Here is a 15,808-nt window from a genome sequence, read left to right as displayed (position 1 = left end):
CGGCTCAAACGCCACCGTGGGGTGGCCACCCGCTACGACAAGCTCGCCGTCCGCTACGAAGCCGCCGTCCATGTCGCTGCGATCAACGAGTGGCTCTGACCGACTTCGATACAGGCCCTAGGTCAGGCGCTGGGCCGCCGCCGCGGCCGGGCCTGTCGTCAGCTTCTCCAGCAAGCCGATCAGCGCCGTCTGCTCCGACGGCGTGAGTGACGCCGCCCAGGCTCGCTCGCGTGCGTTGTGCTCCTCGTACGCCTCGGCGACCGAGGTGTGGCCCGCCTCCGTCAGGTCGAGTTCGACCGCGCGACGGTCGCGGGGGACCGGCGCGCGGGTCACCAGGCCGTCGCGCTCCAGGGTCTTGACCAGTGCCGACACCGCCGCGCGGCTCATGCCGGCCAGGCGGGCCACGTGGCGGGATTCCAGGGGGCCGGCCAGCCACAGCACGAACAGCACCCGGAACCCGCCCCAGCTCCAGCCGCGGGGGCGGTGGACCGTCGACTCCCAGTCGTAGACCAGCGCGCCGGCGAGGCGGTGCAGGGTCAGGCCGAGGCGCATCGCCACCGGGTCGGTCGCGGGGAGCTCGGCCTGCGTCTTCCCGATCGCGTAGTCGACGAACGAAAGGTAGTCGAGGTCGGCCGGTCGGTCGGTCATACGGCCAAGGTTAGGCGACGGAGGGGTTCCGCGCGGCGGCGCGGCGGGCTAGCCTGGGCCGAGATGGTCAATGCTTTGACGATCAAGGAGCCCTAGCCGTGACGAAGAAAGCGTTCGCCTCTTCGGCCGACCTGGCGGAGAAAACGCAGACCCTGGAAGTCCTCGACGACGGCGTCTACGCGCTGACCGCCGAGGGTGATCCCAACATCGGCGCCGTCGAGGGTGAGGACTTCCTCGTCTGCTTCGAGGCGCTGGCGACACCCGTCGCGGCTCGCGAGTGGCTCGCGAAACTGCGGGAACACACCGACAAACCCGTGCGCTACCTGGTGCTCAGCCACTACCACGCGGTGCGCGTGCTCGGCGCTTCCGCGTTCGACGCCGAAGTCATCGTCGCGCACGAGAACACCCGCGCGCTGGTCGCCGAGCGCGGGAAGGAGGACTGGGCCAGCGAGTTCGGCCGGATGCCGCGGCTGGCCAAGGGCGCGGATTCGGTGCCCGGGCTCACCTGGCCGACGCTGACCTTCTCCGACCGGCTCACCATCGACCTCGGCGGCGACCGCGGCGACCTGGTCCTGCAGTACTGCGGGCGCGGGCACACCGAAGGCGACATCGTGGCCTGGCTGCCGCGGCAGAAGATCCTCTACGCCGGCGACCTCGTGGAAGCCGAAGCCGCGCTGTACACCGGGGACGCGTTCCACCGCGACTGGGCTTCGTCCACTTTGGACCGCGTCGGCGCGTTCGGTGCCGAGACGCTGATCGGCGGACGCGGCGGCGTGAGCCGGGGCCGGGAGGCGGTCGAGGCCGCCGTCGCGCAGACCCGGCACTTCCTGACCACGATGATCCGCGAGGTCGGTGCGGTCCGCGACGCCGGCGGCACGCTCAAGGACGCCTTCGAGCGCACGCACGCGGCCCTGAACGACCAGTACGGGCACTGGCCGATCTTCGAGCACTGCCTGCCCTTCGACGTCTCCCGGCTCTGGGACGAGCTGGGCGGCATCGAGCGGCCGGTGGTGTGGACCGCCGAACGCGACCGCGAAGTCTGGGACCAGCTGCAGGGATGACGGTCGCGGTCCTCGGCGGCGGCCCGGTCGGGCAGACGGCCGCGCTGCTGCTCGCGCGCTGGGGCGTACCGGTGGTGCTCGTCGACGAGCACGAGGTGCGCGACCCCTTGGGGTCCAAGGCCATCTGCCAGCAACGGGACACTTTGGACGTCTGGGCGTCGCTCGGGGCGGGGTGCCTCGCCGAGGAAGGGCTCACCTGGACGACCGCGCGGACGTTCCACCGCGAGACCGAGCTCTTCTCGCTGGAACTGCCCGGCGGCGGGTCGGCGCTCCCGCCGTTCGTCAACATCTCGCAGGCGCGCGTCGAGGAGGTCCTCGACGGCCTGATCGCCGGGCAGCCGCTGATCGACGTGCGGCGCGGGCACCGCGTCACCGGTGTGACCCAGCCGGGCTGCGTCGAAATCCGGTGCGAAACGAAGAACGGGCCGCGCCGGATCGAAGCCGACTACGCGATCGCCTGCGCGGGCGCGCGCGGCGACACCGTGCGCCGGGCCCTCGGCCAGCGCCTCGACGGGATCTCGTTCCGGGACCTGTTCCTCATCTGCGACATCCGCGCCGACCTGCCGGGCTGGGCGGCCGAACGGCGGTTCTTCTTCGACCCGCCCTGGAACCCGGGCCGTCAGGTGCTGATCCACCCGTGTCCCGGCTCGGAGTTCCGCATCGACTGGCAGGTGCCCGAGGACTACGACCTCGCGGCCGAGGAATCCGGTGGCGCACTGGACAAGCGGATCCGGGCGATCATCGGCCCGGCGCCCTACGAAGTCGTGTGGCGCTCGGTGTACCGGTTCCACACGCGGCTCGTCGAGCGGATGCGCGTCGGCCGCGTGCTGCTCGCCGGTGACTGCGCGCACCTGGTCGCGCCGTTCGGGGCGCGCGGGCTCAACTCCGGGGTCGCCGACGCGGAGAACGCGGCCTGGAAGCTCGCCTGGGTCCTGCGCGGCGACGCCGGCGAGGACCTGCTGGAGAGCTACCACACCGAGCGGCACGCGGCGGCCGTGGAGAACGCGGCGGTCACCACCGCCACCATGGACTTCCTGGTCCCGCAGGACGACGAGCAGCGGGCCCACCGCCTCGACGTCCTCACCCGGGCCGCCACCGACCCGGCGGTGCACGTGCGGGTCGACTCGGGACGGCTCGCGGAACCGTTCTGGTACGCCGGCTCGCCCTTGACCACGGCAGACCCGGAGCGGCCGTTCGGTGGCAGGCCACCACGGGGAACGGTGCCGCCGCCGGGGCCGGGGGTGCTGCTGCCGGACGTCACCGTCGCGAGTGGACGGTTGCGCGACCTGGCCCGGCAAGGCTTCCTGCTCTTGACGACCCCGGGCGTGCGGGCCGAGGGAGCGCCCAGCGCCGGGATCCCGCTGGGCGGGGCCCTCGGCGCGCGTCCGGGCGAAGCCTGGCTGGTCCGCCCGGACGCGTACGTCGCCGCCGTGCTACGGGTAGCTGACCAGCGGGCTCACCTGGTGCCCGGTGTTCGCGGCGTCACCCGCGTCGTTGACGACGTGCGCGATCGTGCCGACGCCACCGAGTGACACCGAAACGAGGTTGTGGAACCGGACCCCGCCGTTGTTCGGCACCTCGAAGGAGTGACTGGCCACAATGGACGGATTGGTGTTGAAGAAGCAGTAGCTGCCCAGGCCCCAGCCTTCGTGGCTGGTCACCGAATCGGCCACCTTGTACGCCGCCCAGCCCTGCCGGCCGCCGCCGCTGGTCCAGGACGCCTGGTCCGGCGGGTCGTACGGCATCTCGTTCTGGAAGAAGTACGTCCGCCCGCCGTTGCCGTTCCAGAGCACCTCGTACTGCTGGTAGTGCTCGACGAAGAGGCCGTACATCGTCACGTTCGCACCGTTGACGACGAGGCCGTTGGCCGCGGTGTTGACGTTCCAGCCGACGCCGTTCGAGTGGTCGCCGCGCCACAGCCACATGTGGTCGCCGATGACGTTGTTCGAGTTGACCACCAGCGTCTGCGTGGCCTTCCCGACGGCCGCGCCGCCGATCCGGAAGAACACGTCGTGCAGCGACGTCGGGTCGGCCGCGTGGCCGGCGTTCGACCCCGGCGGCCCGACCTGCAGCAGCACCGGCGAGTTGACCGCACCGGCGTCGATCAGCAGCCCGGCGATCTTCACGCCGTCCACATCGGACGTCGTGATGGCCGCGGTGCCGTTGGTGGGCATCAGCGTCGCCAGGCCGAGGCCGAGCACCACGGTGTCCGGGCGCGTGACGTTCAGCGCCTGGTCGAGGTGGTACACGCCGGGCGTGACGAGCAGGTTCTTGCCCGCGGCCAGCGCGGCGTTGAGCGTCGCCGCCGAGTCGGACGGCTTCGCCACGTAGAACTCGCTGAGCGAGATCGACTGGCCGGCCGGCGTGCCGTGGCCCCAGCTCGTGCCCTGGGAGTTCTGCCGCAGCGCCGGGACGAACACGTTGTAGCTGCCCGAGCCGTCGACGTAGAGGAACGGCTTCTCGCGGATCACCGGCGTCTGCCCGACCACCGTCTCCGGCGGGTTCGGGAACGACGCCGGCGGGGTGCCGGTCGAGCCGACGAACACCATGTTCCAGACGCCACCCGTCCAGCTGCCCAGTTCGCTGTTGCGGGTCAGGAACTGCTGCTGCGAACCCGAAACGGCCTGGCCCTCGATCTTGCTGTCGGCGATCAGGCCGCCGCTGGCCCAGCCGTCGCCGCCGTTCCACAGCTGGATCTGGCTGCCCTTGAGGTGCATCCGGCGGTACGGCGCGGCCTGCGCGACGGCCCAGCGCTCGACCTGCCCGGCGGGCAGCGTCACCGAGAGGTTCTCGGCGGAGCGCCAGAAGTTCTGCGTCGCGTTGCCCTTGTTGTTCGGGTTGTCGCCCTGCTGCAGCCAGTCCGCTTCGACGCGGACGTGGCCGTTGAGGTTGACGTCGTCGGGGGACAGGCCCAGACCCGCGACCTGTTCGTAGAAGCCGAGGTTCACGTCGGCGGTGTAGGTGCCCGGCTTGAACAGCACGGCGTAGCGCTCGTCGCCGAACTGGTTGGTGTGCTGCTGGTTCGCCAGCTGCGTGAGCCGGTTCTGGATCGTCGAGGCCGGCGTCGACGGGTCGAACACCGACACGTTCGGCCCGAGGTCCGGGTTGCGCGGGTCGGTCGGCGGGATCGTGGTGCCGCCGCCGGTGCCGTGCACGGCGACTTCCCACAGGGAGTAGCCGTAGCCGGTCGCCCGCTGGGTGCCGTAGACCCGCAGGTAACGGGCGGTGCTGCTGACGGGCACCGTCTGCGTGCCGCCGCTGCCGGCGGTCGTGGCGTACGCGTCGGTCCAGCTCGTGCCGTTGCTCGACAGCTGCACGGAGAATGCTTTCGCGTACGCGGCTTCCCAGGTCAACACCACGTCGCAGAGCTGCTGCGCGGACCCGAGGTCGACCTGGAGCCACTGCGGATCGCTGAACGCGCTGGACCAGCGCGTGCCGGTGTTGCCGTCGACCGCGGCGGACGCGGGGGTGCCGCCGTTTTCGGTGGACGACGCGGTCGCGGTGCGGCCCTGCGCGAGGTTGGTCGTCCCGCACGCGGCGGCTTGCGCGGGTGCGGAGCCGACCACCGCCGCGGTCGTGACCGCGGTGACGAAGGTGGTGGCGATGACGAGGAGGCGGTGTACGGGGGAGAACGTCGTTGATCTCATCGGCCTGCCTGCTGATCGGGGGGGAGGACGTGCGAAAGGGACCGGGCGAGCCCCACAGCTCGCGCCGGTGTTCGGGTGGTGCGGCGGGTTCGCGCCGGGCGCCCGCCCGGCGCCGTGAGCCGGAAGAGCGGTGCCGGAGTGGGTGCGACGGCGCGAACCGGTCAGCCCGAAGGTGTGCGTGGCGCGGGGAATCGGCCCGGGTGGCGGTCACGGAACCGGTTCCAGCGGCTCGAAGTCAACACCGCGGGGTTCCGCGGAGTCAAGGATCCGCCGCGGATTCGTTCACCCGGACCAGTCCCGGGGGTGGTCCACGACCGTCCGGCGCAGGGAAGTTGACATTTTACGGCTCTTTATTTATATCCTGAACTAAGAGCGTGCCGAGGGGCGGGCCCCACACCCGCACCGAGGACCACGTGAGCCGATCCGCGCCGGGGCAAGGCCGTCCCGGCGCCGGTTCGCCGTGGAGGTGCCCATGCAACGCCGCATGCCGAGAACCCGGGTTCTCGCCGTCCTCGTCCTGACCCTGGCCGCTCTGTTCACCGCGCCGGCCGCGCCCGTCGCCCAAGCCGCGCCCGTCCTGCTCTCCCAAGGGCGGCCGGTGACGGCGTCCTCGGCCGAATCCGCCGCCTTCCCCGCGTCGGCCGCCGTCGACGGGGATCCCGGCACGCGCTGGTCCAGCGCGTTCGGCGACCCCCAGACGCTGCAGGTCGACCTCGGGTCCACCCAGCAGCTGTCCCAGGTCGTGCTGAACTGGGAAGCCGCCTACGCCAAGGCCTTCACGATCCAGGCGTCCGCCGACGGCACCACCTGGACGTCGCTGTACTCGACGACCACCGGCGCCGGCGGGACGCAGACCCTGAACGTCACCGGCAGCGGCCGGTACGTCCGGCTCACCGGCACCCAGCGCGCCACGCAGTACGGCTACTCGCTGTGGGAGTTCCAGGTCTACGGCGGAAGCGGCACGACCCAGCCCGGTGACGTCCTGCTGTCGTACGGGAAGTCCGGCACGGCGTCGTCGTACCAGGACGACGGGGCCTGCCCCGGCTGCCTCCCGGCGAAGGCGTTCGACCGCGACCCGGCGACCCGCTGGGCGACCAGCGCGACGACCGGCTGGGTCGACCCCGGCTGGATCACCGTCGACCTCGGCGCGTCCGCGGCGATCCACCAGGTGGTCCTGCAGTGGGACCCGGCCTACGCGGTCGCCTACCAGATTCAGGTGTCGAACGACAACGCGAACTGGACCTCGCTCTACTCGACCACGACCGGCAAGGGCTTCAAGGAGACGCTGACCGTCAACGGTTCGGGCCGGTACGTCCGGATGTACGGCACCGCCCGCTCCAACGGCTACGGCTACTCGCTGTGGGGCTTCGACGTCTACGGCACCGGTGGCAGCCCGACGACCCCGCCGCCCGCGCCGCCGGCCCCGCACTTCCCGGGCACGCTGGTCTGGAGCGACGAGTTCAACGGCGCCGCGGGCGCGAACCCGGACGCGAGCAAGTGGACCGCCGAGACCGGCCCCGGGGTCAACAACGAACTCGAGTACTACACGAACAACAACAACGCCAAGCAGGACGGCCGCGGCAACCTCGTCATCCAGGTCCGCCGCGAAGCCACCCCGGGCAGCGCCTGCCCACGGGACCCGATCAGCGGCAGCACGACCTGCCAGTACACCTCGGGCCGGATCAACACCGCGGGCAAGTTCAGCTTCACCTACGGCCACGTCGAGGCGAACATCAAGGTGTCCGGCACGCAGGGGCTGTGGCCCGCGTTCTGGTTGCTGGGCGCCAACTTCTTCAGCGGCACGCCGTGGCCCAACTGCGGTGAGATCGACATCATGGAGCACGTCGGCAAGTCGCCGAACCTGGCCTACTCGACGATCCACGCGCCCGCGTACAACGGCGCGGGCGGCATCGGCGCGCCGCTCGACCTCGGCCAGGACGTCTCGGCCGGCTTCCACCGGTTCGGGATGGACTGGGACGCCACCCACATGACCTTCTCCGTCGACGGGAACGCCTTCGAGACGATCAACCGCGACACCGTGGAGAGCACGCGCGGCCCGTGGGTCTACGACCACCCGTTCTTCCTGATCCTCAACAACGCCATCGGCGGCGACTTCCCCGGTCCGCCGGGCGCCGGGACCGTCCTGCCGCAGGACATGGTGATCGACTACGTGCGGGTCTACCAGTGAGGCGGCTCGTCCTCGGGGCGGTGGTGACGGCGGGCCTGCTCGCCGTCCCGCCGTTCGCCGCCCAGGCGGCCCCGGCGCTGCTCTCCCAAGGCCACGCCGTGACCGCGTCCTCCACCGAAAACGCCGCCTTCCCGGCGAGCGCGGCGGTCGACGGCGACCCGGGCACGCGCTGGTCCAGCCTCGCCGCCGACCCGCAGACGCTGCAGGTCGACCTCGGCTCGTCGCACACCCTGAGCCAGGTCGTCCTGCAGTGGGAAGCGGCCTACGCCACGGCGTTCACGATTCAGGCCTCGGCCGACGGCGGGCAGTGGGCCACCGTCTACTCGACCACGACCGGCACGGGCGGCACCCAGACGCTGCCGGTGTCGGGCAGCGGCCGGTACGTCCGGCTGACCACGACCCGGCGCGCGACCCAGTGGGGCGTGTCGCTGTGGGAGTTCCAGGTCTTCGGCGACGGCTCGGCCCAGGCGTGCGGCAGCGCCAACGCCGCCCTGCGGCAGCCCGCGACCGCGTCGAGCGTCCAGTCCGACGCGTTCCCGGCGAGCGCGGCCGTCGACGGCGACGGCGGCACGCGGTGGTCGAGCCTGGCCGCCGACCCGCAGTGGCTCCAGGTCGACCTCGGGAGTGCCCGGCCGGTCTGCGGCGTCAACCTGACCTGGGAAGCGGCCTACGCGAGCGCGTACACGATCCAGCTGTCCACGAACGGCACGTCGTGGACGACGGCGGCGACCGTGACCGGCACCGGTGGCACCGAACACCCCGCGGTGTCGGGCACGGCGAGGTACGTCCGGGTGGACGCGACCGCGCGGGCGACCCAGTGGGGCGTCTCGCTGTGGGAATTCGCGGTGCACACGAGTGACAGCGACCCGCCGCCGACGACCGGGTGCCCGTGGGTCGGCTCCACGGCACCGGTCGCCGACCGCCTCACCCAGCTGATGGCCGCGATGAGCCCGCAGCAGAAGGTGAAGGTGCTGCACGGCAACGGCGCGACCGGGCCGTACATCGGCAACACCGACGCCGTGCCGGAGCTGTGCGTCCCCGCGCTCGGCCTGCAGGACGGGCCGGCCGGGGTCGGCGACGGCCTCGACGGCGTCACCCAGTTCCCGGCACCGGTGACGGCCGCCGCGACCTGGGACACGGCGTTGCTGAACCGGTACGGCTCCGCGATGGGTGCCGAGTTCGCCGGGAAGGGCGTCGACATCGCGCTCGGCCCGACGATCAACCTCGTCCGCGATCCGCGCTGGGGCCGCAACTTCGAGACCTACGCCGAAGACCCGTACCTCGCCGGGGCGGCCGGGACCGCGACGATCCAGGGCATCCAGAGCCAGGGCGTGATGGCGCAGGCCAAGCACGCGGCCGCCTACAACGTCGAGGCCGGGGCCTCGCGCGGGACGCCGTCGGACAACGTCATCATCGACGACCGGACGCTGCACGAGCTGTACCTGCCCGCCTTCCAGCAGGTGGCGAGCCAGGGCCAGGTCGCGTCGATGATGTGCGCCTACAACCAGATCAACGGCGTCCCGGCGTGCCAGAACGCCGGCGTGCTCACGACGGCGATCAAGCAGGACGCCGGGTGGGGCGGCTTCGTCGGCTCCGACTGGGGTTCGGCGACCGGCGGCCCGCGGCAGCTGGCCAACGGCGGACTGGACATGGAGATGCCCGGCGGCGCGTTCTTCGGCCAGGGTCTGCTCGACGCCGTCTCACGCGGCGAGGTCACGCAGGCCAGGGTCGACGACATGGTCCGGCGGGTGCTGACGCAGATGTTCCGGTTCGGGGTGTTCGACCGGGCCCGGCGGGGGACCCCGCAGTCGGTCGTGACGAACGCGGCGAACGTCGCCACCGCGCGGGACGTCGCCGCGGCCGGATCGGTGCTGCTGAAGAACACCGGCGTGCTGCCGCTGACCGCTTCGACGAAATCGATCGCGCTCTCCGGCGGCGACGGCATCGATCCGCAGAACATCGGCGGCGGCAGCGCGAAGGTCAACCCGTCGCCGGCGTCGGTGAACCCGATCGACGGGATCAGGGCACGGGCCGGGTCCGGCGTCACGGTGTCCTATGTGGACGGTGCAGGGGAGCACGTCCAGACGCCGAACATCGCGGGTGCGGTGGCGGCCGCGCGCACCGCGGACGTCGCGATCGTGTTCGCCAGCTACGGTGAATCCGAGACCGAGGACCTCGACACGATCGATCTGCAGCACCAGCAGAACGACCTGATCGACGCCGTCGCCTCGGCCAACCCGCGCACGGTGGTCGTGCTCAACACCGGGTCCGCGGTCACGATGCCGTGGCTGGGCAAGGTCGCCGCGGTGATCGAGGGCTGGTACCCGGGCCAGGAGAACGGCACCGCGATCGCGTCGCTGCTCTACGGCGACGTCAACCCCTCGGGCAAGCTGCCGGTCAGCTTCCCGAAGCAGCTCGCCGACCTGCCGACCGCGAACGTCCAGCAGTTCCCGGGCGCGAACGACCGGATCGAGTACTCCGAAGGGCTCAACGTCGGCTACCGCTGGTACGACAGCCGGAACGTCGAACCGCTGTTCCCGTTCGGCTTCGGCCTGTCGTACACGACGTTCGGGTTCTCGAACCTGGTCGTCTCCCCGCAGGGGACGAACGGCACGGCCACCGTGACGGCGACGGTGACCAACACCGGGACCCGGGCGGGCGCCGACGTCGTCCAGCTCTACGTCGGGCAGCCCGCCGGCAACGGGGAGCCGCCGAAACAACTGAAAGGGTTCAAGAAGGTCCAGCTGAACCCCGGGCAGAGCCAGGCCGTGTCGTTCCCGCTCACCCCGCGGGACCTCGCGCACTGGACCGGTTCGTGGACGGCGAACGCGGGGCAGTACCGCGTCTACGTCGGCGACTCGTCGCGCAACGTGCCCCTGTCGGGCACGCTGACCGTTTCCTGAGTCGATTCCCGCACCACGAGCGAGGTCGGGACGATCAGCGGCTGTCCCGGCGGCGGCGCCCCGGCGAGCTGCGCGAGCAGCTGCCGGGCCGCCGTCTCGCCCATGGTCCGCAGCGGCTGGCGGATCGTCGTCAGCGGCGGCTGGGTGTGCGCGGCCAGGGGGATGTCGTCGAAGCCGACCACGGCGACGTCCCCCGGCACCGCGCGCCCGGACTTGCGCAGCCCGGCCAGCACCCCGGCCGCGGTGAGGTCGTTGTGCGCGAAGACCGCGTCGAACTCCGGGCCCGACGCCAGCAGCTGGAGGATCGCGGCCTCGCCGCTCTCACTCGTGAAGTCGCCTTCGATGATGAGGTTCGGGTCGAGCGTCAGCCCGGCGTCGCGGACGGCTTCGTTGAACCCGTTGAGGCGGTCGGCGGTGCAGCCGAAGTCGCGCGGGCCGGTGACCGTGGCCAGCCGGGTGCGGCCGGTGTCCAGCAGGTGGCGCGCCGCCACCGCACCGCCGTGGCGGTTGTCCGTGCCCACCGACGGGAACGCGGGACGGCGGCCGCGGTCGTCGATCACCACCACCGGCAGCCCGGAGTCGTGCAGCACGCGCAAGTGGCGCACCGCGTCCGGCGGCTCGATGAGCAGCAGGCCGTCGAACGCCTTGGCCGACACCTGCCGGGAAAACTCGTCCAGGGATTCACTGCCGCGGTTGGCGGTGGACAGCAGCAGGCCGTAACCCTTCGACTCCACGACGTCGGCGACGCCCTGCAGCACTTCGCCCATCCACGGCCAGGTCAGGCCCGGCACCAGCATCCCGACCGTGCGCGTCACGCCGCGGGCCAGCCCGACCGCGCCGGCGCTGGGGATGTACCCGGTCGCGGCGATCACCTCGCGCACCCGGATCGCGGTCGCCGCGTCCACATCGGCTTTGTTGTTGAGCACCCTGGACACGGTCGTCTTGCTCACCCGCGCGCGGCGGGCGACCTCGGCGATCGTGACGCGCATCCGTCCTCCCGAGCGGGGGGTGGCAAGTCCTGTGGTGCCAAGGTACTCGCCTCGGCGCCCGCCGCGACCGGTGCGAAATCGATCAAGTCCACCCGGACAACCGCGTGAGGCTCGCGTCGCCGCCGCGCCAGTCCGTCCGGACGGCGACGTACCGCGCCGGACCGGTGAGCTTCACCGTCGAGGTGCGGCCGCGGCCCGCGGTACCCGCGGTCGTGTAGGTGACCCCGTCGGTGCTGGTTTCCACCGTGGCGGCGGGCACGCGCCCCGGCGTCCAGGCGAGCTCGACGGCGGAGACCGCGGCCGCCGCGCCGAGATCGACGACGAGCCGGCCGCCGGGCCCGGGCCGCCACGCGGTCGCCGGGTCGTCGTCGACGGCGGCGGCCGGGCTCGACATCCCGGGCGGCAGCGGTTCGGCGGGGAAGGCGCGCGCACCGAGCGCGAGGTCGGCCAGGGGGTAGGGCCGGACTTCGCCGAACACGACGGGCACCGTCCGGCGCGGCGGCAGCACCACCGGCCGCGGGCGTCCACCCTCGGGTGTCACGGTGACGACCGACGGCAGCGGTCCGGGCGCGGTGAGGTCGACGCGGCTCGCGTCGCGCACGACGGCCTTCAGCCCGGCCGGGCCGCGCACGGTGAACCGCGGGGGTTCGACGCGGCCTTCGGCGGGCGCGAGGCCGACGGTGTAGGTGGTCCCGGTCGCGGTGAGGACCTGCTCGCCGCGGTAGAGCGTTTTCTCCGGCCGGCTCTGCCGCAGGTCCGCGGTGCCCGTGGCGGCGGTGCCGGAAAGGTTGACCAGCACCAGGAAGCCGTCGGTGACGCTCGCCCGGACGGCGGGCGCGGTGGTCGCGGCGCGTCCGGACGGCTTCGCACCGGCCGGGGCCGGGTAGAGCTCCGCGAGCAGGGGCGCGGCGGGGCCGTCGGAAAGCGTGACGCGGTCGCCGGTGACGGTGAGCGGGTTCGGGCTGTCGACGACGATCCCGGCCCGCCCGTCGACGTCCAGCCGGCCGCCGGTGCTCCGCAGCGCGGGGACCGGGTAGGTCGCGACCGCCGTCCAGGTCACGCCGTCGGGCGAGGTTTCGAGCCGGTACTTGCGGCCCGCGGCCGCCTCCCAGCTGAGCCGGGCGCGGTCGAACACCCGCGCGGTGCCGAGGTCGACGGCGAGCCAGCTGTCGGCGCGCGGACGGTCCGAAGTGGACACCGCCCAGCGCGTCGCCGGGTCGCCGTCGTTGGCGTACTTCGCTTCCTTGCCCGCGGTCGCCGAGGACGCCGTCGCCGTCCCGGCGCGGGCGAGGTCGGGGCCGGTCCCGTCGCGGACTTCGAACGCCCAGAGCGAGTAGCCGTACTGCGGGTCCGGTGTGACGCCGAGCATCCGGACGTGCCGCGCGGTGACCGGCGCGAAGGTGACGTCGTCGGTGCGGGCGCCGGTCGGTGCGGCCTGCGCTTCGACCGTCACGGTCCCTTCGGCGGAGGTGTAGGCGCGGTCGCCGTCGAGGCCGGGCACGCCGGGCATGGCGAGGTTGTAGACGTTCAGCACGCCTTCGCCGTCGGTGACGCCGGTGCTGGCGTAGACGGCGGCGCCGGTGGGCAGGGTCGCGAAGGCGGCGTACCCGGTGTCGAAGCGCAGCACGCCGACGGTGGCGTCGAAGCCGTCGCGGACCCGCTCGTAGGTGGTCGCGTGGCGTTCGCGCACGGCGATGTTCGTGGCGGGCAGCAGCGCGGGGTTGGCGCCGCCGAGGACGAACAGCCAGTCGTCGTGGTTCGGCTGCCAGGCGAATTTCACGAACCCGGGCTTGGTCACGGTGCCCGCCCAGGCGGCGGGGGAGCGGTGGGCGAGCAGCCCCGGCCCGGTGCCGAAGTCGGCGACCCCGGCGGCGTGGGCGTCGAACTCCTGCTTCGTGACCGGCGTGACCCGGCCCTGCTTCGCGCGCCACTCGTGGAGCAGGTAGCTGATGGCGAGTTCGGCGCGGGCCTCCGGCTCGTACTTCGGCTCGCCGGAGAACTTCGTGATCCGGTCGGCGGGCGCGTAGGCCTGGTACGGCTCGAGCCGGCCGGCCAGCTGCGCCTCGGCGTACGCGGCGTAGCGGTCGCCGAGGACCTGGGCGCGGAAGGCGAGCGGGATGACGTCGCGGCCGTAGAGGTGCTCGCGGTCGGCGACCATCGGCATCAGCGGCTCACCGGCGTCGCTGGTCATGAGCAGCATGGTGCGCCAGAGCAGTTCGCCGTTCGGCTGCGCGGTGAGCACCTCGGGCAGCGGCGTCCCGGCGGCGAGGAAGTGCATCGCGTTGCGGCCGGACGTGCGCCAGAGCTCTTCCTGGTAGTGCGGGCCGAAGGAGCCGTGGTTCTCGACGAGGAAGGTGTCGTAGAGGTTGGTGGCGGTGTTGGCGCTGACCGGGCGGCCGTCGACGAGCCGCGGGTTGGCGAGGTCGGCGGCGGGCAGCCCGGCTTCGTTGCGGCTCCAGGTGCCGAAGGCGTCCCGCCACGCCTGCGCCCGGGGGTCGGCCGGCGCCCAGGCGAGGGCCGGGGCGAGGGATTGGGCGTAGACGCCCATTTCCTCGAGTTTCGTGTCCCCGACGTAGCCGCCCTTGAGGCCGTTCGGGGTCCAGCTGCCGGAGGTGGGGTCGTCCTGGTCGCCGAGCGCGGTCGTGTAGGCGGCCTGTTCGGTGGTGATGCGCTCGACGTTGGCGCGCGTGGCCGCGTCCAGGTCCGTCCACAGTAGACGGGCGGCGAGCAGGAAGTAGGACTGGAACGTGGTGTCGAAGAACAGCTTGCGGCCCCACTCGGTGCCGCCGGTCAGGAGGTTGGACGCGGCGAAGTGCCGGATCGTGGCGAGGGTGTGGGCCTTGAGCGTCTCCCGGTCGACCCCGGCGGTTTCGGGGTCGTAGCCGTCGCGGGTGAGGAGGACGGCGTTGCCGAGCACGACGGCGAAGGTGAAGTCGCGGGCGGGGTAGATGCCGGCTTTGGCGTCGAACTGCTGCTCGGCCCAGCGGGTGTGCCGCAGCAGGACGCGGAGGTAGGTGGCGGCGACGGGATCGGGCGCGCTCGCGGCGGCGTCCGCCCGGCCGGGCAGGTTCACCAGCAGCGCGGCGGCGCCGGCCGCGCCGAACAGGGCGAGCGCGTGCCGCCGGTCGAGCTCACCCATGCGTGACTCCCAGGTGCGTTGACAACCTTGTCAGCGCGGATTCTGGGACGCCGGGCGGCGGCCGGGCAACCCTGCGGCCGGATCCCGTCCGATTTCGGACAAGACCCGGGTAATTCGTATAACGACCTATACTGCGCGGCTGGTTCCCGCCCGTCCGGACCTCCCGCGCACCGAGCGGCGGCTTGCCGAAGGCGAGGTCGCGAATGACTCATTCGGGACCTCTAAAGCCGCCAATGACTCATTCGCGACCTCGCTCGAACCGCCCACTCTGCCTGCCGGCGGTGAAGCGAGCCGGGGCCGACGACTTTGCCGGAGCCCTGGCCTCCGACGACAGGAATGAGTCATTCACGTCGTTTCGGGCCGGACGCGCGGGCGGTGGGAGCAAGCTCACCGGCGACGGGCGGGGCCGGCGTGTTGAGATGACAACGTGATCACCGACCCGGCCACCCTGCTCCTCCTCGTGCTCGCCGGCGTCGGCGCCGGGCTCACCGGGGCCATCGCCGGGCTCGCTTCGCTCGTCTCCTACCCGGCGCTGCTCGCCGCCGGGCTGCCGCCGGTCGTCGCCAATGTCACCAACACCGTCGCCATGCTCGGCACCACCGCCGGGGCCGCGGCCGGGGCGCGGCCCGAACTCGCCGGTCAGCGCGCCCGGATCGTGCCGCTCTGCCTCATCACCACCGTCGGCGGCGCGGCCGGCGGGCTCGTGCTCCTGCTGACGCCGTCCGACGCCTTCACCGCGATCGTCCCGTGGCTCATCGGCGGCGCCGCGGTGGTCCTGATGGCGGGCCCGCGCCTGCGCCGCCTGGCCGAAGCCGCCGAACACCACGGCCTCCGCCCCGGCACCGCGGTCGCCGCGTTCTTCATCGGCGTCTACGGCGGCTACTTCGGGGCCGCCGCCGGTGTCCTCATGCTTGCGCTGCTCGTGTCGGTGTGGAGCCAGCCGCTCGCCCGGACGAACGCGGCGAAAAACCTGGTCACCGGGTCGGCGAACTTCCTCGCCGCGATCGTCTTCGCCTGTACCGGCAAGGTCGTCTGGCTCGCCGCGCTCGCCGTCTGCCTCGGTTCGCTCGGCGGCTCGTGGCTGGGCTCGACCCTCGTGCGCCACCTGCCGGCGACGCCGCTGCGCATCGGGATCGGGCTCGCCGGGCTCGGGCTGGCCGTCGTGCTCGCCTGGCAGGCTTACGCCTGAAAGACTTCCCCGCCGCGGGCTGACGGCGGTGCCGCGGACAAGGC

General features: G+C 72.4%; 9 protein-coding genes. 5 read left to right on the top strand and 4 right to left on the bottom strand.

The window, feature by feature from the left end; translation table 11 throughout:
- Positions 1 to 117: 117 nt before the first annotated feature.
- On the bottom strand, positions 118 to 648 hold the full coding sequence (locus SD460_RS27935) for a MarR family winged helix-turn-helix transcriptional regulator (protein ID WP_290059988.1): 531 nt from the start codon (positions 646 to 648) through the stop codon (positions 118 to 120).
- Between the two features lie 98 nt (positions 649 to 746).
- On the opposite strand from SD460_RS27935, the gene SD460_RS27930 reads away from it, so the two are divergent.
- Together SD460_RS27930 and SD460_RS27925 are read left to right on the top strand one after the other, a co-directional pair.
- Positions 747 to 1,709: an MBL fold metallo-hydrolase gene (locus tag SD460_RS27930; protein ID WP_290059987.1), complete on the top strand. Its 963-nt coding sequence runs from the start codon at positions 747 to 749 to the stop codon at positions 1,707 to 1,709.
- Positions 1,706 to 3,241, top strand: a complete 1,536-nt coding sequence (locus SD460_RS27925; RefSeq protein WP_318306948.1) for an FAD-dependent monooxygenase — start codon at positions 1,706 to 1,708, stop codon at positions 3,239 to 3,241. Before SD460_RS27930 ends, SD460_RS27925 begins: the two co-directional genes overlap by 4 nt.
- Here SD460_RS27925 and SD460_RS27920 read toward each other — a convergent pair.
- On the bottom strand, positions 3,143 to 5,356 hold the full coding sequence (locus tag SD460_RS27920) for a pectate lyase-like domain-containing protein (protein WP_318306947.1): 2,214 nt from the start codon (positions 5,354 to 5,356) through the stop codon (positions 3,143 to 3,145). The genes SD460_RS27925 and SD460_RS27920 overlap by 99 nt on opposite strands.
- Before the next feature lie 484 nt (positions 5,357 to 5,840).
- Here SD460_RS27920 and SD460_RS27915 point away from each other — a divergent pair, with 484 nt between their 5' ends.
- Positions 5,841 to 7,544, top strand: a complete 1,704-nt coding sequence (locus tag SD460_RS27915; RefSeq protein WP_290061774.1) for a discoidin domain-containing protein — start codon at positions 5,841 to 5,843, stop codon at positions 7,542 to 7,544.
- Positions 7,541 to 10,447: a glycoside hydrolase family 3 C-terminal domain-containing protein gene (locus tag SD460_RS27910; protein ID WP_318306946.1), complete on the top strand. Its 2,907-nt coding sequence runs from the start codon at positions 7,541 to 7,543 to the stop codon at positions 10,445 to 10,447. Before SD460_RS27915 ends, SD460_RS27910 begins: the two co-directional genes overlap by 4 nt.
- On the opposite strand, the gene SD460_RS27905 is transcribed toward SD460_RS27910, so the two are convergent.
- Both SD460_RS27905 and SD460_RS27900 read right to left on the bottom strand, forming a co-directional pair.
- Positions 10,390 to 11,436 (bottom strand): LacI family DNA-binding transcriptional regulator, encoded by a 1,047-nt coding sequence (locus SD460_RS27905; RefSeq protein ID WP_290061776.1) that lies wholly within the window; start codon positions 11,434 to 11,436, stop codon positions 10,390 to 10,392. The genes SD460_RS27910 and SD460_RS27905 overlap by 58 nt on opposite strands.
- 82 nt (positions 11,437 to 11,518) lie before the next feature.
- Positions 11,519 to 14,575 carry a discoidin domain-containing protein gene (locus tag SD460_RS27900; RefSeq protein ID WP_318306945.1) on the bottom strand — a complete coding sequence of 1,019 codons (3,057 nt, stop codon included), beginning with the start codon at positions 14,573 to 14,575 and terminating at the stop codon, positions 11,519 to 11,521.
- Between the two features lie 427 nt (positions 14,576 to 15,002).
- Here SD460_RS27900 and SD460_RS27895 point away from each other — a divergent pair, with 427 nt between their 5' ends.
- Positions 15,003 to 15,764 (top strand): sulfite exporter TauE/SafE family protein, encoded by a 762-nt coding sequence (locus SD460_RS27895; RefSeq protein WP_318306944.1) that lies wholly within the window; start codon positions 15,003 to 15,005, stop codon positions 15,762 to 15,764.
- Positions 15,765 to 15,808: the final 44 nt, after the last annotated feature.

The organism is Amycolatopsis solani (genome assembly GCF_033441515.1).
In the GTDB taxonomy this organism is placed as follows: domain Bacteria; phylum Actinomycetota; class Actinomycetes; order Mycobacteriales; family Pseudonocardiaceae; genus Amycolatopsis; species Amycolatopsis solani.
The sequence above is the reverse complement of the archived record's forward strand: the minus strand, read 5'-3'. Positions and strand labels throughout refer to the sequence as shown.